19 protein-coding genes and 1 pseudogene are annotated in these 21,422 nt (G+C 33.0%); 15 read left to right on the top strand and 5 right to left on the bottom strand.

Features of this window, described 5'->3' with window-relative positions; translation table 11 throughout:
* The 12 genes from murC to FWJ34_RS09225 form a co-directional block, all read left to right on the top strand.
* On the top strand, positions 1-1,304 hold a 1,304-nt coding region (murC, locus tag FWJ34_RS09280; RefSeq protein WP_308255034.1), incomplete at its 5' end, for a UDP-N-acetylmuramate--L-alanine ligase.
* 144 nt (positions 1,305-1,448) lie between these two features.
* Positions 1,449-2,381 carry a UDP-N-acetylmuramate dehydrogenase gene (gene murB / locus FWJ34_RS09275; protein ID WP_308255033.1) on the top strand — a complete coding sequence of 311 codons (933 nt, stop codon included), beginning with the start codon at positions 1,449-1,451 and terminating at the stop codon, positions 2,379-2,381.
* A 179-nt stretch (positions 2,382-2,560) separates the two neighbouring features.
* The gene (locus tag FWJ34_RS09270) at positions 2,561-3,346 is read left to right on the top strand and encodes a hypothetical protein (RefSeq protein ID WP_308255032.1); all 786 of its coding nucleotides are present in this window, start codon (positions 2,561-2,563) and stop codon (positions 3,344-3,346) included.
* A gap of 273 nt (positions 3,347-3,619) precedes the next feature.
* The gene (gene lhgO, locus FWJ34_RS09265; RefSeq protein ID WP_308255037.1) at positions 3,620-4,831 is read left to right on the top strand and encodes an L-2-hydroxyglutarate oxidase; all 1,212 of its coding nucleotides are present in this window, start codon (positions 3,620-3,622) and stop codon (positions 4,829-4,831) included.
* Positions 4,832-4,848: 17 nt separating this feature from the next.
* Positions 4,849-5,295 (top strand): photosystem II protein PsbQ, encoded by a 447-nt coding sequence (gene psbQ, locus FWJ34_RS09260; protein WP_308255036.1) that lies wholly within the window; start codon positions 4,849-4,851, stop codon positions 5,293-5,295.
* Between the two features lie 154 nt (positions 5,296-5,449).
* Entirely contained in the window at positions 5,450-6,451 is a 1,002-nt protein-coding gene (locus tag FWJ34_RS09255) for a diguanylate cyclase domain-containing protein (protein WP_308255031.1), read from the top strand.
* A gap of 255 nt (positions 6,452-6,706) precedes the next feature.
* On the top strand, positions 6,707-8,044 hold the full coding sequence (locus tag FWJ34_RS09250) for a Mur ligase family protein (protein ID WP_308255030.1): 1,338 nt from the start codon (positions 6,707-6,709) through the stop codon (positions 8,042-8,044).
* 85 nt (positions 8,045-8,129) lie between these two features.
* Complete coding sequence (locus FWJ34_RS09245) at positions 8,130-8,294, top strand: hypothetical protein (RefSeq protein WP_308255029.1); 165 nt, start codon at positions 8,130-8,132, stop codon at positions 8,292-8,294.
* Positions 8,295-8,360: 66 nt separating this feature from the next.
* Positions 8,361-9,614: a competence/damage-inducible protein A gene (locus tag FWJ34_RS09240; RefSeq protein ID WP_308255028.1), complete on the top strand. Its 1,254-nt coding sequence runs from the start codon at positions 8,361-8,363 to the stop codon at positions 9,612-9,614.
* A gap of 361 nt (positions 9,615-9,975) precedes the next feature.
* Entirely contained in the window at positions 9,976-10,866 is an 891-nt protein-coding gene (locus FWJ34_RS09235) for a PhzF family phenazine biosynthesis protein (RefSeq protein ID WP_308255027.1), read from the top strand.
* A gap of 117 nt (positions 10,867-10,983) precedes the next feature.
* A complete protein-coding gene (locus FWJ34_RS09230) occupies positions 10,984-11,436 on the top strand; it encodes a hypothetical protein (protein WP_308255026.1) in 453 nt (150 codons plus the stop codon).
* Positions 11,437-11,464: 28 nt separating this feature from the next.
* Entirely contained in the window at positions 11,465-12,166 is a 702-nt protein-coding gene (locus FWJ34_RS09225) for a hypothetical protein (protein ID WP_308255025.1), read from the top strand.
* Between the two features lie 418 nt (positions 12,167-12,584).
* Here FWJ34_RS09225 and FWJ34_RS09220 read toward each other — a convergent pair whose 3' ends face one another.
* The 3 genes from FWJ34_RS09220 to FWJ34_RS09210 form a co-directional block, all read right to left on the bottom strand.
* Positions 12,585-14,027 carry a family 10 glycosylhydrolase gene (locus FWJ34_RS09220; protein WP_308255024.1) on the bottom strand — a complete coding sequence of 481 codons (1,443 nt, stop codon included), beginning with the start codon at positions 14,025-14,027 and terminating at the stop codon, positions 12,585-12,587.
* Positions 14,028-14,424: 397 nt separating this feature from the next.
* Positions 14,425-15,942 (bottom strand): histidine kinase dimerization/phospho-acceptor domain-containing protein, encoded by a 1,518-nt coding sequence (locus FWJ34_RS09215; protein WP_308255023.1) that lies wholly within the window; start codon positions 15,940-15,942, stop codon positions 14,425-14,427.
* A gap of 51 nt (positions 15,943-15,993) precedes the next feature.
* Positions 15,994-16,224 (bottom strand): hypothetical protein, encoded by a 231-nt coding sequence (locus FWJ34_RS09210; RefSeq protein ID WP_308255022.1) that lies wholly within the window; start codon positions 16,222-16,224, stop codon positions 15,994-15,996.
* Between the two features lie 800 nt (positions 16,225-17,024).
* Here FWJ34_RS09210 and FWJ34_RS09205 point away from each other — a divergent pair.
* Both FWJ34_RS09205 and FWJ34_RS09200 read left to right on the top strand, forming a co-directional pair.
* Positions 17,025-17,798 carry a histidine phosphatase family protein gene (locus tag FWJ34_RS09205; protein WP_308255021.1) on the top strand — a complete coding sequence of 258 codons (774 nt, stop codon included), beginning with the start codon at positions 17,025-17,027 and terminating at the stop codon, positions 17,796-17,798.
* A 46-nt stretch (positions 17,799-17,844) separates the two neighbouring features.
* Positions 17,845-18,516 (top strand): Fe2+-dependent dioxygenase, encoded by a 672-nt coding sequence (locus FWJ34_RS09200; RefSeq protein ID WP_308255020.1) that lies wholly within the window; start codon positions 17,845-17,847, stop codon positions 18,514-18,516.
* A 79-nt stretch (positions 18,517-18,595) separates the two neighbouring features.
* Here the strand turns inward: FWJ34_RS09200 and FWJ34_RS09195 are convergent, their stop codons facing one another.
* Positions 18,596-18,853 (bottom strand): DUF433 domain-containing protein, encoded by a 258-nt coding sequence (locus FWJ34_RS09195; RefSeq protein WP_308255035.1) that lies wholly within the window; start codon positions 18,851-18,853, stop codon positions 18,596-18,598.
* Positions 18,854-19,030: 177 nt separating this feature from the next.
* Between FWJ34_RS09195 and lepA the strand changes: the two genes are divergently transcribed.
* A complete protein-coding gene (gene lepA / locus FWJ34_RS09190) occupies positions 19,031-20,839 on the top strand; it encodes a translation elongation factor 4 (protein ID WP_308255019.1) in 1,809 nt (602 codons plus the stop codon).
* A 167-nt stretch (positions 20,840-21,006) separates the two neighbouring features.
* Here the strand turns inward: lepA and FWJ34_RS09185 are convergent.
* Positions 21,007-21,422 (bottom strand): annotated as a pseudogene (locus tag FWJ34_RS09185) (photosystem II D2 protein (photosystem q(a) protein)); the annotation flags it as partial.

The following is a 21,422-nucleotide window of genomic DNA, read 5'->3' as shown; positions in this document are numbered from 1 at the left end:
CTGTAGGAGCTCAAATTTTTACCAATCAAACTGCCGAAAATATCGACAAAATAGGAAAGCAATATTATAACTTAAATCTTTTGGTCTCTGGCAATACTAAAAGTAGTAACTATCAAACTCAGATTATTTGTTCTACTGCGATTAATAATCACAACTCTGAATATCAGGAGGCGATAAATAAAGGTTATCCTATTTATCATCGATCAGATCTATTAGCCGCCTTAATTAAAGATTATCAGAGTATCGCCGTAGCTGGAACCCATGGTAAAACCACGACTAGCAGTTTAATCGCTTATATGTTGTTAGAATGCGGTTTAGATCCTACAGTTATTATAGGAGGAGAAGTGAAGGCATGGGAAGGAAATGCTCGTTTAGGAAAAAGTCCTTATTTAGTGGCAGAAGCTGATGAATCAGACGGATCTTTAGTTAAACATCACCCAGAATTTGCTATCATCACGAATATAGAATTGGATCATCCTGATCATTATGAATCTTTAGAACAATTAGTCAATATTTTTCAAGAATTTTCCGCTCAATCTAAGACAGTTATTGCTTGTATTGATTGCCCTGTAATTAAAGAAAATATCAACGCTACCCTTACCTATAGTTTAAATCCTGATACCAATGCTAACTATATTGCTAAAAATTTAGTTCATACTCCCTATGGTAGTCAAGCAGATATTTGGGAAAATGGTCATTTTTTAGGTAACATTTCTTTACTCTTATCAGGTGATCATAACATTAGTAATGCCTTAGCCTCCATTGCCGTAGGACGTAAATTAGGATTAGAATTTAATATCATTGCTGAAGCCTTAAGCACTTTTGAGGGAGCAAAAAGACGTTTTGAGTACAAAGGGACTTATCAAGGAAGCACTTTAATTGATGATTATGCTCACCATCCTAGCGAAATTCGTTGTACATTACAAGGAGCTAGAACAAGATTACCACAATATAAGGCAAAAAGATTAGTTGCTATTTTTCAACCTCATCGTTATAGTCGCACTGCTACTTTTTTAGAAGAATTTGCCCAATGTTTTAGGGAAGCTGATGTGGTAATTTTGACAGATATTTACAGTGCTGGAGAAAGCAATACCACTGGTATCAATGGCAAGATAGTAGCTGAAACTGTCAAAAAATATCATGACAAAGTTTATTATCATTCTCATCTATCAACTATGACAGAATTTTTAGCAGAGTTTTTGCAACCTCAAGATTTAACCTTATTTTTAGGTGCAGGAAATCTTAATCAAATCATACCTCAACTACTAAAACTGGATCAAGAATCTTTGGCACAAGCTGCTTAAATTTAAGTCATAGGTTTGAGGTAACAATTAACAATTAATAATTAACAATTAACAGTTAATAATATGGGGATAAATCGCATTACCCAAATAATTAGTAATTACTTGATGCCTAATTACTTTAACAAATTTGTGAAGGAGTGAAATATGACAAAAAAAATACTAACAGACTCAGTAAAAAGTCCTATATCCTTAAAAGGAAGTGAATGTGTTATCTACCATTCAGTGGCTTTATCTCAATATACTTCCTATCGAGTGGGAGGTATTGCTCGTTGGTATGTTGAACCACAAACATGGGATGATATTCAAGCGGTTTTTGAGTGGATAGAAAAGCAACAAATACCTTTCACTTGTTTAGGTGCTGGTTCAAATTTACTGGTAAGTGATGAAGGTATCTCAGGCTTAGTTTTAAATACCTGCCATTTTAAAGACTATGCTATAGATGAAGAAAATAATCAGGTTACGGTTGGCGCTGGATATTCTTTACCTAAACTAGCATGGAAAGTCGCAAAAAAAGGATTACAAGGTTTAGATTGGGCGGTGGGTATCCCCGGCACTGTAGGTGGTGCAGTTGTCATGAATGCGGGTGCGCATAAAGGCTGTATAGCTGATATTTTAATCAATGCTGTGGTTGCCTATGGTGATGGGAATATTGAAGTTTTGTCTCGTGATGAGCTAGAATATACATATCGAACATCAAAGTTACAAAATCAACAAGCATTAGTGTTAAAAGCCACTTTAGCTTTAAAGTCGGGCATGGCAAGAGAGGAAATGTTAAGAATTACCACCGATAACTTTAGGATGCGTAAAAATACTCAACCTTATGATAAACCTAGTTGTGGCAGTGTTTTTCGAAATCCTCAACCGAAGGCAGCCGGATGGTTAATTGAGAAAATTGGTTTAAAAGGTTATCAAATTGGTGGGGCGCAGGTTTCTCATCGTCATGCTAATTTTATTATTAATTCTGGTAATGCCACCGCTAGGGATATTTTTAGTTTAATTAATCATGTGCAGGAGGAAGTTGAGAAAAAATGGTCAATTTTACTACATCCTGAAGTTAAATTATTAGGGCAATTTTAAGAAATTAGGAATTAGGAATTAGGAATTAGGAATTAGGAATTAGGAATTAGGAATTAGGAATTAGGAATTAGGAATTATAAGAAAAATATTTACTTTTGCCTTTTGCTATACTCGCTTCTTCTTCGTTAAATGATAAATTAGTGATTAGTTATTTTTCTGTTAAATAAATTTTTCCAATTATGAAATTAAAATCAAAAACATCTCAATATTCTAGTATTTTTATCGGTTTAACTCTGTTACTTTCACCTTTAGGGATAGTTTATCCTAACTTTCAAAACCAAGTATTAGCCCAAAATAATCAGGTTAATGCTATAACTCAAGGAAGTGGCACATTTAATTTAAGGGGAAGAAGAAATAATCTTACTGCCGCTTCTGTTACTTTACAAGGCGATCGAGCTGATGTTACTCTATTTTTAGATAATAACCAAACTAGACGTTTTAGTGGTACATATAATCAACAAAATGCCCAGCAATTTAGAATTAATCTGCGAAATTCAGGAAATGCTGATGCTCAAGGAAATTTATTATTCGAGTATCGTAATAATCAAATCATACAATTAAATGGTTCAGGAAAACTTGATGGACAAAATTTTAATATCATTTTTAGGGGTGAAATATCTAATACGGGAGGAAATAATAATAGTGGCTTAAATATCCAACAAAATGGAGAAGGTTTATTAAATATACAGTCTCGTCGTGCAGAAAACATTACTTTTGTGATGGTAACAGTAGATAACCGTAAAAAAGCAAGGGTGTCTTTAGGTTTAAAAAATGGTAACATCATGAATTTTGAAGGCAGACAAGCTCAAAGAGATGCTTATAGTATAAGAATCCAAGTAACTAATTCTGGTATGGCATCAGCAACAGGATTTTTTAACATTGAATTAGGCTCAAGTAATTCTATTAATAATATAGTAGGTCAAGGAACTATTGATGGACAAACTTTTTTAGCTAATTTTCGCTAATTTTTCTAATGAAGTTAAGTAGTCATGCAAAATTATTGTATATAGGCAATAGGTAACAAGGAGTTTAAACCCCTTGCCTTGAATTGTTTGTTATCAACGGCTTGGGAAAAATAAAATCCACAATTAATTTTACTTACCTACTTATTCCATAATCAGATTTTTAAATATTTTTATCTCTAAAGTTTATTTATTCTTACTGTCTAAGTGTGAGAAATTAAAAGCAAGATGTTTATTTGGCAATTATTCAAGATTAACTATTAACTTTTCATGATGATTTACGATTTTGTCATTATTGGTGGTGGAATTGTGGGATTAGCTACAGCGATCGCCATACAAGAAAAGTACCCTAATAAAACAATTATTTTAGTGGAAAAAGAAAGTAAATGTGCAGCACATCAAACAGGGCATAATAGTGGAGTAATACATTCAGGAATTTATTATCAACCAGGCAGTTATAAAGCAATTTTAACTACTAAAGGAAACCAAGAATTAGTCAAATTTTGTCAACAATATAATATCAACCATGATGTTTGTGGTAAATTAATCGTGGCTTGTCAAGAAAAAGAATTACCACTGCTAGAAAATTTGTATCAACGAGGTTTAAATAATGGTATCCCTGTCAAAAAAGTATCGACTGAAAAAGTTAAAGAAATTGAGCCTTATGTTAGCTGTTTAAGTGCAATACAAGTGCCAACGGCGGGGATTGTCGATTATAAACAAGTTGCTCAAAAATACGCTGAAATCTTTACTTCTAAAGGGGGGAAAATTAGGTTTAACACTAAAGTTATTAAAATACATTCTCAATCTTCAGAGCAAATTTTAATCACTAATCAAGGTGAAATTAAAGCAAAATTTTTGCTCAATTGCGGAGGTTTATATAGCGATCACATCGCCAGATTAGGGCGAATAGACCCAAAAATGAAAATTATCCCTTTTAGGGGTGAATATTACGAGTTAAAGCCTGAAAAACGCTATTTGGTGAAACATTTAATTTACCCTGTACCTAACCCAAATTTTCCTTTTTTAGGAGTACATTTCACTCGTTTAATTGATGGCAATATTCACGCAGGCCCCAATGCTGTGTTAAGTTTAAAACGAGAAGGCTATAAAAAAACCGACTTTGACTTACAAGAATTTATCGAAATTGCTACTTATTCAGGATTATGGAAATTAGTTAGTAAATATTATGCCGAAGGTATAGAAGAAATGATCAGATCTTTTAGTAAACTTGCTTTCGTTCGTAGTTTACAAACTCTCATTCCAGAAGTAACTGCCGATGATATTATTCCTTCTCCTTCAGGAGTAAGGGCACAAGCACTAAAAAATGACGGTAAATTAGTAGAAGATTTTTTAATGATACCCACAGAAAATGCTCTTCATGTGTGTAATGCACCTTCTCCTGCTGCTACTGCTTCCCTTGAAATAGGTAAAGCTATTTGTGAGCAAATTTCTAGTAAAATGGACTATAAACAATTCAAAGAATAAGATAAAAAAATAAAATGATGAGATTATTACGCCCAATTCTCTCCTTAGTCTTAGTTTTAGTCACTACCTTATTAGTTAGCTGTAGTAGCCCCACTCAGGCTAAAATTCCAACGGTTTACACTCCTGAAAAAATAGCACAACTACAACCATATCGTGAACCTATTGCTTTAGCCCGAAAAAATATGGCGACTCTTAAAGAATTTATTGACGCTGAAAATTGGGTAAATATTAGAACATTTATTCATGGTCCTTTGGGAGGGTTACGTCAAGAAATTGCAAGTACTTCAAATAAATTATTGAAAAAAGATCAACCAGTAGCAGAAAATTTAGGCAAAGAATTATTTAAACATTTTGAAATAATTGATGTTGCTGCTAAAGATCGTAATGCTTCTTTAGTCAAAGAACAATATAATGAAGCGATTAAAGATTTTGATGCTTATTTGAATCTAATTCCAACTGCATAACCAATAGTGAATAGTTAATAGATAGTTAATAGTTAATAATGAATAGTTAATAGATAATTAATAGTAAATAGGTGGGGTTGGGTAATGTTTAACCCTTACAAAATACCCTACTCTCACCGAAACACTTTTTCATCACCCCTAGTTATGATTGATTATGAATATTATTGAGCCTTTTTTTTTATCTATTAATTATGAAATATTTTGCCCTAAAATTTTAACTTTTATAAAAAATTACTTAAACTGTGAACAGGTTTTTATTTCTAAATTAAATGCTTTAGGAGAACAAGAAACATTTATTTATTATGATAGTAGCACTTATGATAATCCCTTAGAGGATAAATCAAACACTTATGGCATTAACGAACAAATAATTTCTGATCTTGAAGATGAATCTTTAGATTATTATACTCATAAAAATGCAACGGATTTTGATGAAGACACTAAACCATTAAAAAGAGCAGAATTGATATTTCCTGTTATCATTAAAACTCCGGAAATAGTTGAGATAACTAATATTAAATTATGGGGAATTTTATTGATTTATGATTATGACTATTTACGAGAATGGCAACCAGAAGAAATTATAACTATTCAAGATATTATTCATCAATTAACAATTGCGATCGAAAGAGATATTATTTATAAACAATGGCAAATGTCACAAGAAGAATTAGTAAATTGTCAAGTATTAGATGAAGTAACAGGATTAGCAAAATATTCCTCATTTATTGATTGTTTAGATTATGAATGCCGTAGATTAGCCCGGGAAAAACAACCTCTTTCTTTAATTTTAATAGTTGTCAATTCTTCACAAGATTTAAGTGATAATACTATACTGAATATAGCTAACATTATTAAAGAAGAAATTAAAAGAGCAGCAGATTTAGTTGCTTATTATCAAAAAAATCAGTTCATAATTATGTTACCTAACACTCATAATAATGGTGCTTTATGGGTAAATCAAAAAGTTTTAAAACGAGTTTCTGAAGAAAGAAAAAAAGATGATGATTGTGATTATAAATCTAGTATTCTTACCACAATTCCCGAAATAAATGATAGTTATTATAACTTGCTTAAAATAATAGAACAACCGTTAATTAATAATCAAAATTCAGAAAATAATATTTGTAATCAAAACTTAATTTTTAATGATTAATAATAGTTCTTCTGGGATAAACTATGATAGAATAATCAAAAATAAAGTCTTAAATAACTACAGTATTAGGATGTTATATTAAGTTCGGATGATTAATTATAAATAAAATTGGTAGTACATAGATAAAGCCATTTATCAACAAGTCTTAAAAGGTGCAATGATTGAAATTATATATAAAAACATATATAACAGAAATGTTTATTATAAGTATTTAAACGAACTTGATATTAAAATAACAATAACAATAAAATTATTATGAATATATTAGAAGGAATACGTTTAGGATTAGCTGTAGGTATTGCAAAAACAATTACCAGTTTAGTAAAGTTATTGAAATTAGGAGCGGCTAGTGTTTTACCCGGTGAAATTGCAGGGCGTTTACATCCTCAATTATTACGTCTTTTATCTCAACAATTAACTCAAGGTTTAATCTTAGTTGTCGGCACAAATGGTAAAACAACAACTTCTTTATTATTAAAAGATATTTTAGTTAATAATGGCTATAAAATTATTCATAATTCTACAGGGGCAAATTTAATTAATGGCTTAGTTACTTGTTTAATAACCCACAGTAATTTATGGGGAAAATTAACCGCCGATTATGCTATTTTAGAAGTAGATGAAAATGTTTTACCTTTAGCTTTAAAACAGTGTAATCCTACCCATATTTTAGCCTTGAATTTATTCCGAGATCAACTTGATCGTTATGGAGAAGTGGATAGTATTAGTTATCGTTGGCAAAATGCGATCGAATCTTTAAGTAAAGATACATTTATTATTGTGAATGGAGATGATCCTACTTTATGTTATTTAGGTCAAAATTTATCACAAAAGGTATTATTTTTCGGGTTAAATGAACCAGAATTATATTTAGAAGAAATACCCCATGCCGTAGATTCTATTTATTGTCCTAAATGTGGAACTTCTCTTAATTATAGAGGAGTTTATTTATCCCATTTAGGAGATTATGATTGCCCAAATTGTGACTTTGCCAAAAGTAAATTATCAGTAAATAGTCAAGAATGGCAACAAATTTTAATCGGAGTTTATAACAAATACAACACTCTAGCAGCAGGATTAGTAGCGGAAACTATTGGCATAAAAAAAGAGATTATTAATGAGACTATTACTAATTTTAAAGCGGCCTTTGGTAGGGCAGAAGAATTGACAATTAATGATAAAAAAATTCGTATCTTACTATCTAAAAATCCTGTGGGTATGAATGAGACAATTAGAGCGGTAAATGACATAAAAAAACACAATTTATCTAGCACTCTTTTAATGGTTTTAAATGATCGCATTCCTGATGGTACAGATGTTTCTTGGATTTGGGATGTAGATACAGAAAAATTAGTAGAAATCGGTGGTAATATAGTGGTGAGTGGCGATCGAGTTTATGATATGGCATTGAGGTTAAAATATAGTGTTGATACCCTTGATTCAGCAATGAATTTAATAGTAGAGGAAAACCTTTCTCAAGCTGTAAATAAAGCCTTAGAATTAACACCATTAAATGAAACTTTATATATTATTCCCACTTATTCGGCAATGTTAGAAGTAAGAAAGTTATTATTAGGAAGAGAAATTTTGTAAAAATTAATCAAGATAATGATCAAATTTGTGATCTAAAAAAAAGATACTGAATTTAATAATATTGATTTAACTTGTAAAATAAATTATGAGAATATTAGACAACAAAGATAAAAATTCACTTCCCATAGTTATCAATAGAGAATTAGAAACAGAAAGTAACCATGAATTAATTCTTTGTCAACATTGCCTACGCACCAGTAGTAATGGGATTAAATGTAAAGGGATTTGTGTTGCTGATAATGATTATTAAAAAATTGAGAGTCATACAACTTCATTCCTAACCAAAAAATGTAACTATTAACTATTAACTATAAAAATGACAGCAGAAATTATTTGTATTGGAACAGAATTATTATTAGGTGATATTCTTAATAGTAATGCTCAATTTTTAGCTCAAGAATTGGCTAATTTAGGAATTCCTCACTATTATCAAACTGTGGTAGGAGATAATTTATCTAGGATTCATGAAGTAATTAAAATTGCCTCACAACGAGCTCAAATTATTATTTTTACTGGTGGTTTGGGGCCAACTCCTGACGACTTAACTACAAGTGCCATCGCTAGTTTTTTTGATACTCCTTTAATAGAAAAACAAGAGATAATTGAAGATATAAGAAATAAATTTGCTGAAAGAGGAAGAGAAATGACGGCTAATAACCGAAAACAAGCCCTAATTCCTGAATCAGCCGATATTTTACCAAATTTAACAGGCACAGCACCGGGTATGATTTGGCAACCTATTCCTAATTTAACCATTCTTACCTTTCCAGGAGTACCTTCGGAGATGAAACAAATGTGGAGTGATACGGCTATACCTTTTCTCAAAAGTCAGGGATGGGGAGAAGAGATTATTTATAGTCGCATGATGCGTTTTCGGGGTATCGGTGAATCGGCGTTAGCGCAAAAAGTTAATCATCTTTTTGATTTACAAAATCCTACCGTTGCACCTTATGCCTCTATGGGAGAAGTAAAATTGAGAGTAGCAGCTAAAGCCAAAAATATTCAATCCGCAGAAAAGTTAATTCTGCCAGTGGCTAAAGAAATTGAGGCGATCGCCGGAGAAGATTATGTGGGTTATGATGATGATACCCTTGCTTCGGTTGTCGGTAAAATGTTATTAGAAAGGGGAGAGACTTTAAGTGTAGCGGAATCTTGTACTGGTGGTGGTTTAGGCTCAATGTTAACAGAAATTGCGGGAAGTTCAAATTATTTTATGGGAGGAATTATTGCCTATAGTAATCAAGTTAAAATTGAACAATTAGGGGTTTTAGAAGAATTTTTAACAGAATATGGTGCGGTTTCAGCTATAGTAGCACGACAAATGGCTAAAGGTGTTCAAAAAAAATTTAACACTGATTGGAGTATTTCGATTACAGGTATAGCGGGACCTGGAGGTGCAACAGAAACGAAACCCGTTGGGTTAGTATATTTGGCCATCGCTAATCCTGAAAAACAAGTAGAAAGTTACGAATTGAGACTAGGAGAAAAGAGAGGTAGGGAGGCGATAAGATACCTAACCAGTTGTTATGCTTTAGATAAATTACGTCGTGAGTTAATAGATAATAGGTAATGAATAATCAGTAATAGATAGAGAATAATCAATAGACATCTCCACCACTATTTGTGACAAAAGATATAAAACTTTTTACAAATATACCTTAATTGTATATCCGAAATTAGCTAAGTTTATAATCATTATTATAGCTGTTATAAATTGTGAAATTATCAATTTTATTAATAACCATTGCCTAAGTAGGTGAGTATAATTAATTGTGGATTTTTTTTTCGTAAGTCTTTGATAACGATGCAAGGCAAGAGGTTTAAACCCCTTGTTACCCATTGCCTATATACAATTAATTTTGCCTAAGTACTTATGCCTTCTTGTCCATTGCCTAACTTCAGCTTGAAGTTTATTCTTTTAACTAATCAGCATGAAATTTTACACTCTTGATGTTTTTACCAATAAACCCTTTAATGGCAATCAATTAGCAGTTTTTCCTCATGGGGGGGAGTTATCTTCGGAAACAATGGAAAAAATTGCTAGAGAATTTAATTTTTCAGAAACGGTTTTTGTTTTTCCTCCCAGTAACTCCCAAGCTAACTTTGATGTCAGAATTTTTACCCCCGCAGGAGAAATTCCTTTTGCCGGACATCCAACTATTGGTACTGCTTTTCTGTTAGCATATTTAGGGATCATAGACTTAACTGATAAAAGTACCAAAATTATTTTACATGAAGGAGTTGGGAATGTTCCTGTTACTATCTACTGTGAATATAATGAAGTTGTAGCTACAGAATTAACTGTGCCTAATCTGCCGGAATTTTTTGCTGATATTCCTTCAAAATCTGCTTTAGCCGAAGTTTTATCTTTAAATGAGACAGATTTTACCGATAAATATGCTCCTCAAGCCGTTTCTTGTGGTTTACCATTTTTAATTATTCCTCTCAACAGTCTTTCTACTTTAAGCAAGGCAAAAATTAACTTAACGGCATGGGAAAAAACTTTATCTAATCATATCGCTCCTCATGTTTATCCTTGTTATCAGGTGAATGAATTTCAATGGAGAGTGAGAATGTTTGCCCCAAGTTTAAATATAACAGAAGATCCGGCTACTGGTTCGGCGGCGGCGGCTTTTAGTGCTTACTTGGCTAATTATCAACCTGAAATTAATGGTAATTGGCAATGGTTAATTGAACAAGGAATTGAGATTAATCGTCCTAGTAAAATTATAGCGATCGCCAGTAAAAAAGAGAATAAAGTTAAGGAAATAAAAGTTAGAGGAGAATCAGTGATTATAACGGAGGGAATTTTAATTATTTAGAATTTGCCTCAAAAAGTTTTTGTGCCTTTGCATCTTTGCGCCATGAGCGCCTTTGCGAGAAATTATTAATGTCATTTATTAATATCAGAAATTCTTAACCATTACCCATTAACTAAAATGCGTAGGCGATCGAAATCCTCTAAAATAGAATTAGAATTATTCCCTTTTTTGTCAGTATTAGCGTGTACCATTGGCAGTTTAATTTTGCTTATAATTGTCATTAGTACAGAAACTCTGAATAATAATCCAGAAGTAACAATTATCGCCAAAACTGAAGCTGGGGGAATGAATCAAAAGAAACAACCCCGTTATATTGAATGTAAAAAAGATGGAGTTGTTATCTATCCCAGTCAAGAATTTGTGTCTAAAAATCAACTGAGTAAACCTAATTCTAAACTAGCTAATTTTATTCAAAAAATTAAAAATAATAAAGACAAAGAATATGTTATCGTAGCAATTAGACCAAATGGAATTAACGTTTTTCAACAGGTAAGAGAACTTATTGAAAAAGAAAAAATTGATATAGGTTATGAGCCAATAGAAGAAGGTTGGACTTTAAAAATTCAATAAGAAAAATTATTATAGAATTAGTAACGTCATGAGGGGAAGAAGGACTAGAAAAATAAATCATCCTAGTCAAAATTTAGATTCATTTTTAGATATTTTGACAAATACGGTAGGAGTATTAATGTTTATTGGCTTATTTGTTAGTTTATTAGCAGTAGAAACAGGAACAATTATTAGGACACCTTTACGAACAGAAACCAATAAAAATGGTAAGTTTTTTGAGGTAAGAAATAATCAAGTATTTAATTTAAGTGATCCTCAATTAGAAAGAGAAATTCAGCAAGTTTTAAACACTTTACCTAATTGTAAAACTCCTAATATCACGGAAAATATTCCTTCTTATTTATACAATTTTTATCTTCAGGAAGTAGAAAAATATGATCAGTGTATTAAAACAAGAAATATGAGATTAGAAAATTTTTATTATGATAATGGTAATTACTTAATTTCTTTTACTAATCAAGGTTCATTGAAATATGATATTAATGCTTCTTCTCAAGGAGAAGATTCCCAACAATTAAAAAATACTAATTCTAAATTTATTAACGCTTTAAAACAATTAAATCCAGAAATAAATTATATTGCTTTCATTGTGCGTCCTGATAGTTTTCAAACATTTAGAGCGGCCAGAGAAAAGGCTTGGAGTTTAGGTTTTGACGTAGGTTGGGAGCCAATTCCTCAAGATCAAATTTTAGTTTTTGGCTCTGGTGGTAGATCCATCGGTGTACAGTAATAGATAATAAGTTATGGGTTATGGCTTATTGATAGAGAAGAAGTTATAGCTTATAATTCCTTATCTCCTCATCTCCTCATTTCTAATTAAGTACTCATGCAAAATTAATTGTATAGGGGCAATACCTGAGTTCAATATAAAATTGTCGCAGTTTTGGCATTGGGGTAGGGGTGTTGGGGGGATTTGGAATCATCAAAAAATCAATAATTACTCTTACAACTTTATTTTTTTAATGATTTTTTCCTCAAACTTAGCTAGTTAAAAAGTTAAAATGCTTACCATACCTTCTTTTCAGTTCTACTGTTATATTGAACTCAGGTGGGCAATGGGTAACAAGGGGTTTAAACCCCTTGCCTTGCATTGTTATCATAAGTTTGAGAAAAATAAAGAGCATCGATTAATTTTACTCACTCACTTATTACAAACCACAACTTTGTCGTTCTCTCGTATGTTCTGGTAACAGCCATGAGTAGGCAAAATGACTAACGGATTCTACGGGTTTTGCAGATGTTCTAATACTTTCCATTTGGGATTCTAGGGAGGGGCGTTGCCCATCATTTTTGCCCCAAAATCCTGCTAAAACAGGTTGAACATTACTTCCTTGAGAAGAAGATTTTAACACTCTTTTGACTTGATCTACAATACAGTTAGGATTACCACACAGAGCGTATGACATCGGATGCCATTCCATATCTTGAGAAAAACTATCCCAAGGTTGTAAACGAGAGTCAAAACCAATATCGCCTACTACTTGATTACCATCGGGAAAAAATACTGCTCCTGTTTGTATTCCTCTTTGTTTTACTTGATTAGAGGCAAAGTCGAGATAATCAATGACACCTTGGGCAGCATGGGCTACGGTAAAATACCAAATATCTAATTGTACAGTTGATAAGTTACTGGGTGCAGAGGCACTTCTACCTTGCCAAAGAGGTGTTGATTCATTGGGATATAAACTTCTCATTTGGGCTAAATCATTGGCGTTAATAAAGCCCTGATTGACATATCTTTCTAATAGCCATCTACCTTGTTGATTTTGCGCTCTTCTAAAAAGGGTTTGTTTGGAAGCATCACTATAAATCCATAAATCTTTCACATTACTTACTAAGGATTGTTGTCCACTGCCACGAGGATAACGAATATAATCGAATAATACTCCATCGGGACGGCGTTGTATAACTGCTTGTAATAATTTAGTATAATCTTGACGGGCTTGAGCATTATAGGGATCAATAAAGGCTTGAGAGCGGTCTTGAACAACATCAATGCTACTTTGTCCTTTGCCATTACGAGCTAAGACATTTTGGCGATCACTTCTTTGGGCATATAAATAACCAAAATTCATCGAAAATAACCAAGCATAAACTTTTAAACCTCTTTCCCGTCCTTTTTGTAAGGTTTCAGCATATAAATCTCGATTTTCCTGCCCGGCAACATCCACAACACTAGGCCAAGGAGTATAGTTACCATTTTTGGGTAAAAGTACTTGACTATCAAAAAACACTTCTAAATAAACAGTGTTATAACCTAAATTAACTATATTATCTAACACTTTATCAATAGAGCCCCCTTGAACATCACAGGGATATAATCTTAACCAAATAGCTTGTTCTTTTAACCAATTATTACGACGACAATTTCTTAATAAATCGCCATGTTCCTGTAACATTTGTTTGTATTGTTGTTGTGCAGAGGCATTTCCAGCTATGGCATTTTGTCTCAAAGTTTCTTTTGTGGCGATCGCATTTTGATCAAATTGACAGTAAGCATTATTAACAGCAGAAACAGGGAATTTAATAAAAGTTTGACTAACAAGGGAAATTATCGCCATAGTAAATTTAGTCCAAGAATTTTTCAGCATTTTTAACGATTAAGCTCAATATTTCAAATATCATAACCTTATATTTTGTATAAGTACTTGGGCAAAATTAATTGTATATAGGCAATGGGTAACAAGGGGTTTAAACCCCTTGCATTGTTGTCAAAGGCTTGGGAAAAATAAAATTCACAATTAATTTTACTTACCTACTTAAAAATTCAGTTAACTTTAGTTAACGTTTGCTGTTAGCAATGAAATTCATTTCATTGGGAGATAAGGATTTCAAGCAATAAATCCCCTATCCATCAGTTTTCAAAACTGGTAGTTGAGACAGAGGAATTGTTAAGGTAACAGTAGAACCTAAACCTTCACCCATGCTATAAAAAGAAATTTTCCCCTCCATGCCCTCAATAAACTGTTTGAAAAAACCAAACCCAAACTAAGTCCCGCCATAAGCCTTTGTGCGTGAACCATCCACCTGATAAAATGTTTCAAATAATTTGTCTTGTTTATCTAAAGAAACTCCGATACCCGTATCGGCAACACTTATTTTGACAATGCCAGGAAGAGTTATCTGTTTAAATGTCACTTTTTTGGGAATAATTTCTGCGGTAATATCGATACCTCCTTCTGTGGTAAATTTCAGGGAGTTACTCACAAGGTTGAGCATTACTTGCAAAAGTCTTTGATAATCGGCATGGAGTAAAATTTGATCATAGGTAGAAGGTAAATCAATATTAAAATAGAGATTTTTTTTCTCGGCTTGATTATGGGCAAATTTATATATATCATCACAAATATCGTTAAGAGAAATGGCTTCTAATTGAAATTCTAATTTTCCCGCTTCAATTTTGGCAATGTCTAAAATATCATTGATCAAATTTAATAAATGTATTGCTGAGTTATAGGCTTGATCAATAAATTGTCTTTCTTCTTCTTTATCATCCGCCATGTCATCTAATATTAATCTTAAAAATCCTAAGATTCCGTTTAAAGGTGTTCTCAATTCATGGCTTGTACTGGCTAAAAATTCACTTTTTAATCTCGATGCTTCTTCCGCTTCTTTATTCGCTTTTTCTAGTTTCCCATAAATGGTAGCGTGGGCGATCGCCGTGCCAACTTGATCTGCTAATTCTTGCACTAATTCTAATTCTGCTTGATTCCATTGACGATGACGATCGCACTGATGAAGGGCAATAATGCCATTAAATTGTTGTTGATGAAAAGTAGGCACTAATAACACCGATAAAGCAGCAGAGGCAGTTTTACCGTCTAAATCAACAAAAGTAGGTTGTCGAAATAAAATCGCTTCTTTAACTTCAGGATAATCATGAAAATTGAAACGGTATCCTAACAAAGAAGTATATTGAGACTCACAATATTCAGCTTTAATTTCTAAGTATTGATTTATTTCCGTTGGTGCTAATAATAGACAACGATTAACCTGTAAACCTTCACCGATACTATTTACCGTTTGTTGCCAAATAGTTTCTAAATCAAGAGTACGACGAATTTTACGAGCTATATTGATGAGTAACTTTTGATAAGGATCAGAATTTCTCGGTAATAATGAATTAAATGACGAATTAGAAGATAAGAAAAAATTAGGATTATGTAAAAGATTACCCATCACCAAAACTAATTCAGCCGTACCATTAGGAAGAATAATCGGACTAATAATCAACTCAAAGGTAAGAGGATAACTTTCGTAACATAAAATAGTCTGACACTGTTCAGGAATTTTGTTAGTTAAAACTCTTTTAATCCGCTCAATATAAGTGTCTTTGACCAATGGAAATAATTTGCTACCATTAGAATTATTTTCCAAATTCAATTCAGGAATAGTCAATCGCCAATAAAAAGAGTGATAATTACCCAAAACGTCTTGAGTAAAAACCAACTCACAACCTAAAGTAGAAAGATTGTGACAATTATATTCAACTTGATTTAATGTCATTGTTCATTATTGATTGTTCATTATTGATTGTTAATTGTTAATTATTGATGATTAATCGTTCCATTCTCCCCTAGGCGGTACTGGAGGATTACGGCGAAGAGTACGAGTTAAATCATCATCTTGAGGTTTTTCACCTTTTAACCATTCTTTGAGTGCCGACTCAATTACTCGACTGGGATCATTAGTTAGATGTTTAATTTTTTCTACCAATTCAGAATCAAGGTGAATCGAAATTTCTACCTTATCAATGCCACGTCCTTCGGACAAAGTATTATTATTCATATATTATTTATTAATTAATCCCCTATTTATCTATTTTACAAAATTATTCTACTTTTATTGTCCTAGATTTTTTGCTATTTTCCTATAGAAATATTAAAACAAGTTAAGAAACCTTAACTAGCTATTCTGTTTATTCACAACATTATTACTGTGTAAAGTTTGAACATTATTCAACGGCTACTTTTTATCAAAACTTTACGTCTTTCTCAGATCTTACACTACGAAAAATTAAGATTAAAGTCGATGGTTAACAACCTTATGATGCACTACAAAAGCGGAAGTTTTATGTTATTTAAAGTTAAAATTATTGCTAAATACTTGCATTTAAAACAATACTTCGCTATATTAATATATAAATTTAATTAATAAAAATTAGCAATAAGATTGTCGGTTAAGTCAATGTTACCAAATAATTTTGGGAATATTTTAATAGTGGGTGGTATTATTTTAATTCCATTGTTGAGGTTTTCCGTGAGCACAGTAGCTCTAATTATTAAGGGTTTTTGGTTCTGGTTGAGAATTAAATTAAGGGAAAAACCTTTAATCAAAGAAGTTCTGATTATGTAACTGCGATCGCTCAATTAAGAAAAAATAGTCATTTGCTTACTGAGCGTCTTTTTTTAGAAGCATTAGAATTACCACAATCAAATGCTAGATAATTTCGTTTAACTTGATAAATATCTATTAAAACAAAGTTACCTTTATTAAAAAGATTTAACACTTTTTTCAAACAGCAATCACTGTTTCTCTTTTATTGGGTTTATTAGCAACAATTTTAGAAAATTAGCAAAAATAGAACAATGGTAAACAACAAAAAATCTAAATCTCTCGAATTATTATTAGCGTTAGGTTTAACTACCGCCATGACAACAACTGCCCTTAATGCTCAAGAAACCGTAAAAACCAATTTTTCGGAATTAAGCCGCTCACAACCTTACTTTTTAGCAGAAGGTGGAGAAGGTGGAGAAGGTGGAGAAGATGGAGCAAAATATAGCGATGGAGAACAAGCTAACGCCAATTTTAAGGATAAAATGAGAGGAACGGAACTTCTCAATGCTTTACGTCAAGGAGGTTATATTATTTATTTTCGTCATGCCCAAACTGAAAAAGATTACGCAGATCAAATAAATGCAGTGATGGGAGATTGTTCTAGCCAAAGAATGCTTAGTGAAGTGGGATGGAATCAGTCAAAAATGATTGGGGAAGCCTTTCGCAAGTATTCAATTCCGATTGGTGAGGTGATTTCTAGTGAATATTGTCGAGCATGGCAAACCGCAGATCTTGCTTTTGGTAAATATGTCAAAAATTCTGCCCTTAATTTTCCCAAAGCCGAAGACTATACTGATGAACAGGTAGCTCAAATGAAAGCCCAATTAACTCCATTATTAACCGCAATGCCCCAAAAAGGAACTAATACGATAATTGTCGGACATGATGACTTATTTGAAGCGGCAACGGGTATTTATCCCGCACCTCAAGGCATGGCTTATGTCGTTAAACCTGATGGAAAAGGAGGTTTTGACCTTATAGCGAATATGTTACCAGAAGAATGGGCTAAATTGGGAGCGAATTAATCTGTTCGTTGTAGGGGCTAAAGTTTTTATATTAATCCATAAAATAATGATTCTCCATTTAGATAATATTCTCACCCCAGAAACTCTGATTATTATTAATCAACAGTTAGAAACACTTAAATTTATTGATGGTAAAGCAACCGCAGGATGGTATGCCCGTTTAGTCAAAAATAATCAACAGTTATCAGTGAAATCTACTGGGGCAGAAACTTTAAAAAATCTAGTTTATACTGCCTTAGAAAAAAATGTCGTATTTCAGATGGCAACTTTACCAAGAAAAATTCATTCTCTGTTATTTAGTCGTTATAAGCAAGGAATGAGTTACGGTTCTCATGTTGATAATGCTTTAATGGGACAATCAAGTATATGGCGTTCAGATATTTCTTTCACAATTTTTCTTAACTCTCCTTTAGAATATGAGGGGGGAGAATTAGTTTTAGAAGAAATGAATGGAGAGAGATCATTTAAATTGGAAGCAGGATCATTAATTTTGTATCCTTCTTATACCCTACATCGAGTAGAAACGGTCACTTCTGGAGTAAGAAAAGTAGCAGTAGGTTGGGTACAAAGTTTAGTGCGTAATCCAGTTAAAAGAGAAATTTTATTTGATTTAGATACCGTGCGCCGTTCTCTTTTTCATCAAGAAGGAAAAACCACAGAGTTTGATTTACTTTCTAAGTCTCATGCTAATTTATTAAGACAATTTGCCGAAAATTAGTCAACTGCTATATTTTCAGGTTGGTAATAAAATCTAAAAGTCAAATTATTTGGCCTCTTCCAGAACTAACTAAAACCATTTAACATTCGATCGCCTCTCCCCGTAAGTCCTGAATATCCTCATCAGCATAACTAGCCAAAAGAGTATCGATTTCTTGGGGATGGTTAGAATAGTAAATTCTCACCGCCACCAAATCAAAAGCAGTTAGATTAGGGTAGTTCTCTAATAACTCTTGATCATCTGCTCTCCGCTGTTGTAAAGATATGATCGTCCAAACAGGGATACGAGTGTTACGAATACGAGCAAGATCTCCACAAACCCCTTGAGTTTTTTGAATGCTAAAGTTTGAAATCTTTAGTTATTACTTTTATGCTTCCTATCTTAATTCACCAACGCTTTTTTCTGAAGTTAATAAATAAGCGATTTTCCTAGACACATATTAGAATAGGATAGTAAGTTAAGAAAAATTAAATTTTAAGTTTTATTTTTATTTACTCAGATTAAGTTAATATTTATGACTGACGCTCCTGTTAAACGACTGCGCAACTTTTCCATTATTGCCCATATTGATCACGGTAAATCTACTTTAGCAGACCGTTTGTTACAGGTAACAGGCACTGTGGGAGATCGGGATATGAAAGCTCAATTCCTTGATAATATGGATTTAGAGCGTGAACGAGGTATTACCATTAAACTTCAAGCTGCTAGAATGAATTATAAAGCCAAAGATGGTGAAGATTATGTGTTAAATTTGATCGATACTCCCGGACACGTTGATTTTTCCTATGAAGTATCTCGTTCTCTTGCTGCCTGTGAAGGAGCTTTATTAGTGGTAGATGCGTCTCAAGGAGTGGAAGCACAAACTTTAGCTAATGTTTATCTTGCCCTAGACAATAATTTAGAAATTATCCCTGTTTTAAATAAAATTGATTTACCTAGTGCTGAACCAGAGCGAGTTATTAAAGAAATTGAAGATGTTGTTGGTTTAGATTGTACGAATATTATTCACGCTTCTGCTAAATCAGGAATTGCTATTGATGATATTTTAGAATCAATTATCGCCAAAGTGCCACCTCCTGAAGATACCACTCATAAACCTTTACGCGCTTTGATTTTTGATAGTTATTATGATTCTTATCGAGGGGTTATTGTTTATTTTCGAGTTATGGATGGTAGCATTAAAAAAGGCGATCGCATTCTGTTAATGGCTTCAGGAAAACAATACGACTTAGACGAAGTGGGGATATTATCACCGACTCAAGTGCAAGTTGATGAATTACACGCTGGAGAAGTAGGATATTTAGCTGCCGCTATTAAAGCAGTAGGAGATGCAAGGGTAGGAGACACCATTACCTTAGCTAATAAACCAGCGGAGGAAGCATTACCGGGTTATACTGAAGCAAAACCAATGGTATTTTGTGGATTATTTCCCATAGATGCAGATCAATACGGAGATTTAAAAGAGGCTTTAGAAAAACTTAAATTAAATGATGCTGCCTTATCTTTTGAGCCTGAAACCTCAAGTGCCATGGGTTTTGGTTTCCGTTGTGGATTCTTAGGATTATTACACATGGAGATTGTCCAAGAACGCCTTGAACGAGAGTACAATTTAGATCTCATCATTACCGCTCCTTCCGTAGTTTATAGAGTTACTACCACTGATGGAGAAGTGATCGAGATTGACAATCCTAGTGCCTTACCCGATCCTCAAAAACGTGTAAAAATAGAAGAACCTTATATCAAGGTAGAAATGATTACCCCTGAGACTTATGTGGGCACTTTGATGGATTTATGCCAAACTCGACGGGGCATATTTGTGGACATGAAATATTTTACCATAAATCGTACGAATCTAATCTATGAATTACCTTTGGCAGAAGTAGTAACAGATTTTTTTGATCAATTAAAATCTCGATCTCGTGGTTATGCTAGTATGGAATATCAACTAATTGGTTTCCGAGAAAATCCTTTAATTCGCTTAGATATTTTAGTAAATAAAGATCCAGTGGACGCTTTAGCTATGATCGTACATCGAGATAAAGCCTATAATGTTGGACGAGCTTTGACGGAAAAGCTAAAAGAATTGATTCCACGCCATCAATTTAAAGTACCCATTCAAGCGGCGATTGGTGCAAAAGTGATCGCAAGTGAACATATTCCAGCCCTCAGAAAAGACGTTTTAGCGAAATGTTATGGCGGTGATATTAGTCGTAAGAAAAAATTATTACAGAAACAAGCTAAAGGTAAAAAACGGATGAAGTCGATTGGTACTGTTGATGTACCACAGTCAGCATTCATGGCAGTATTAAAACTTGATTCTTAATAATTTTAAGGGTAAAGGTTTAAACCCCTTGTTTAGTCAATTAGAATTTAGAATGAGGAATGAGGAATTTACCAGAGCATCGTTACCGCAACTTGTGCCACAAGTCTAATAAAAAACAAAAACCCCCATAATTGGGGGCTTCAGATTTGAGATATTATCTTTTGAAATTAGAGAGCGTTACCACGAGGCAATACTTCTTCAGGGAAGACAAATTTCTCATGAGGTTGATCTTGAGGCGCCATCCATGCGCGTAAACCTTCATTTAATAAGATGTTTTTGGTATAAAATGTTTCAAACTCAGGATCTTCCGCCGCTCTTAACTCTTGAGAAACGAAGTCATAAGCACGAAGGTTGAATGCTAAACCAACGATACCGATAGAACTCATCCATAAACCAGTCACGGGTACAAACAACATAAAGAAGTGTAACCAACGTTTGTTAGAGAAAGCGATACCAAAAATCTGAGACCAGAAACGGTTAGCTGTTACCATAGAGTAGGTTTCTTCAGCTTGGGTAGGTTCAAAAGCACGGAAAGTGTTTGCTTGTTCACTATCTTGGAATAAAGTGTTTTCTACCGTTGCAC

The sequence above is a fragment of the Geminocystis sp. GBBB08 genome (assembly GCF_016743215.1).
Taxonomy (GTDB): Bacteria; Cyanobacteriota; Cyanobacteriia; order Cyanobacteriales; family Cyanobacteriaceae; genus Geminocystis.
The sequence above is the reverse complement of the archived record's forward strand: the minus strand, read 5'-3'. Positions and strand labels throughout refer to the sequence as shown.

What these genes read in the sequence shown, in the direction of transcription:
- murB (WP_308255033.1), top strand. Translation starts at nt 1,449, where the DNA reads ATGACAAAAAAAATACTAACAGACTCAGTAAAAAGTCCTATATCCTTA.
- FWJ34_RS09270 (WP_308255032.1), top strand. Translation starts at nt 2,561, where the DNA reads ATGAAATTAAAATCAAAAACATCTCAATATTCTAGTATTTTTATCGGT.
- psbQ (WP_308255036.1), top strand. Translation starts at nt 4,849, where the DNA reads ATGAGATTATTACGCCCAATTCTCTCCTTAGTCTTAGTTTTAGTCACT.
- FWJ34_RS09255 (WP_308255031.1), top strand. Translation starts at nt 5,450, where the DNA reads ATGAATATTATTGAGCCTTTTTTTTTATCTATTAATTATGAAATATTT.
- FWJ34_RS09250 (WP_308255030.1), top strand. Translation starts at nt 6,707, where the DNA reads ATGAATATATTAGAAGGAATACGTTTAGGATTAGCTGTAGGTATTGCA.
- FWJ34_RS09245 (WP_308255029.1), top strand. Translation starts at nt 8,130, where the DNA reads ATGAGAATATTAGACAACAAAGATAAAAATTCACTTCCCATAGTTATC.
- FWJ34_RS09240 (WP_308255028.1), top strand. Translation starts at nt 8,361, where the DNA reads ATGACAGCAGAAATTATTTGTATTGGAACAGAATTATTATTAGGTGAT.
- FWJ34_RS09235 (WP_308255027.1), top strand. Translation starts at nt 9,976, where the DNA reads ATGAAATTTTACACTCTTGATGTTTTTACCAATAAACCCTTTAATGGC.
- FWJ34_RS09230 (WP_308255026.1), top strand. Translation starts at nt 10,984, where the DNA reads ATGCGTAGGCGATCGAAATCCTCTAAAATAGAATTAGAATTATTCCCT.
- FWJ34_RS09225 (WP_308255025.1), top strand. Translation starts at nt 11,465, where the DNA reads ATGAGGGGAAGAAGGACTAGAAAAATAAATCATCCTAGTCAAAATTTA.
- FWJ34_RS09220 (WP_308255024.1), bottom strand. Translation starts at nt 14,027, where the DNA reads ATGCTGAAAAATTCTTGGACTAAATTTACTATGGCGATAATTTCCCTT.
- FWJ34_RS09215 (WP_308255023.1), bottom strand. Translation starts at nt 15,942, where the DNA reads ATGACATTAAATCAAGTTGAATATAATTGTCACAATCTTTCTACTTTA.
- FWJ34_RS09210 (WP_308255022.1), bottom strand. Translation starts at nt 16,224, where the DNA reads ATGAATAATAATACTTTGTCCGAAGGACGTGGCATTGATAAGGTAGAA.
- FWJ34_RS09205 (WP_308255021.1), top strand. Translation starts at nt 17,025, where the DNA reads ATGGTAAACAACAAAAAATCTAAATCTCTCGAATTATTATTAGCGTTA.
- FWJ34_RS09200 (WP_308255020.1), top strand. Translation starts at nt 17,845, where the DNA reads ATGATTCTCCATTTAGATAATATTCTCACCCCAGAAACTCTGATTATT.
- lepA (WP_308255019.1), top strand. Translation starts at nt 19,031, where the DNA reads ATGACTGACGCTCCTGTTAAACGACTGCGCAACTTTTCCATTATTGCC.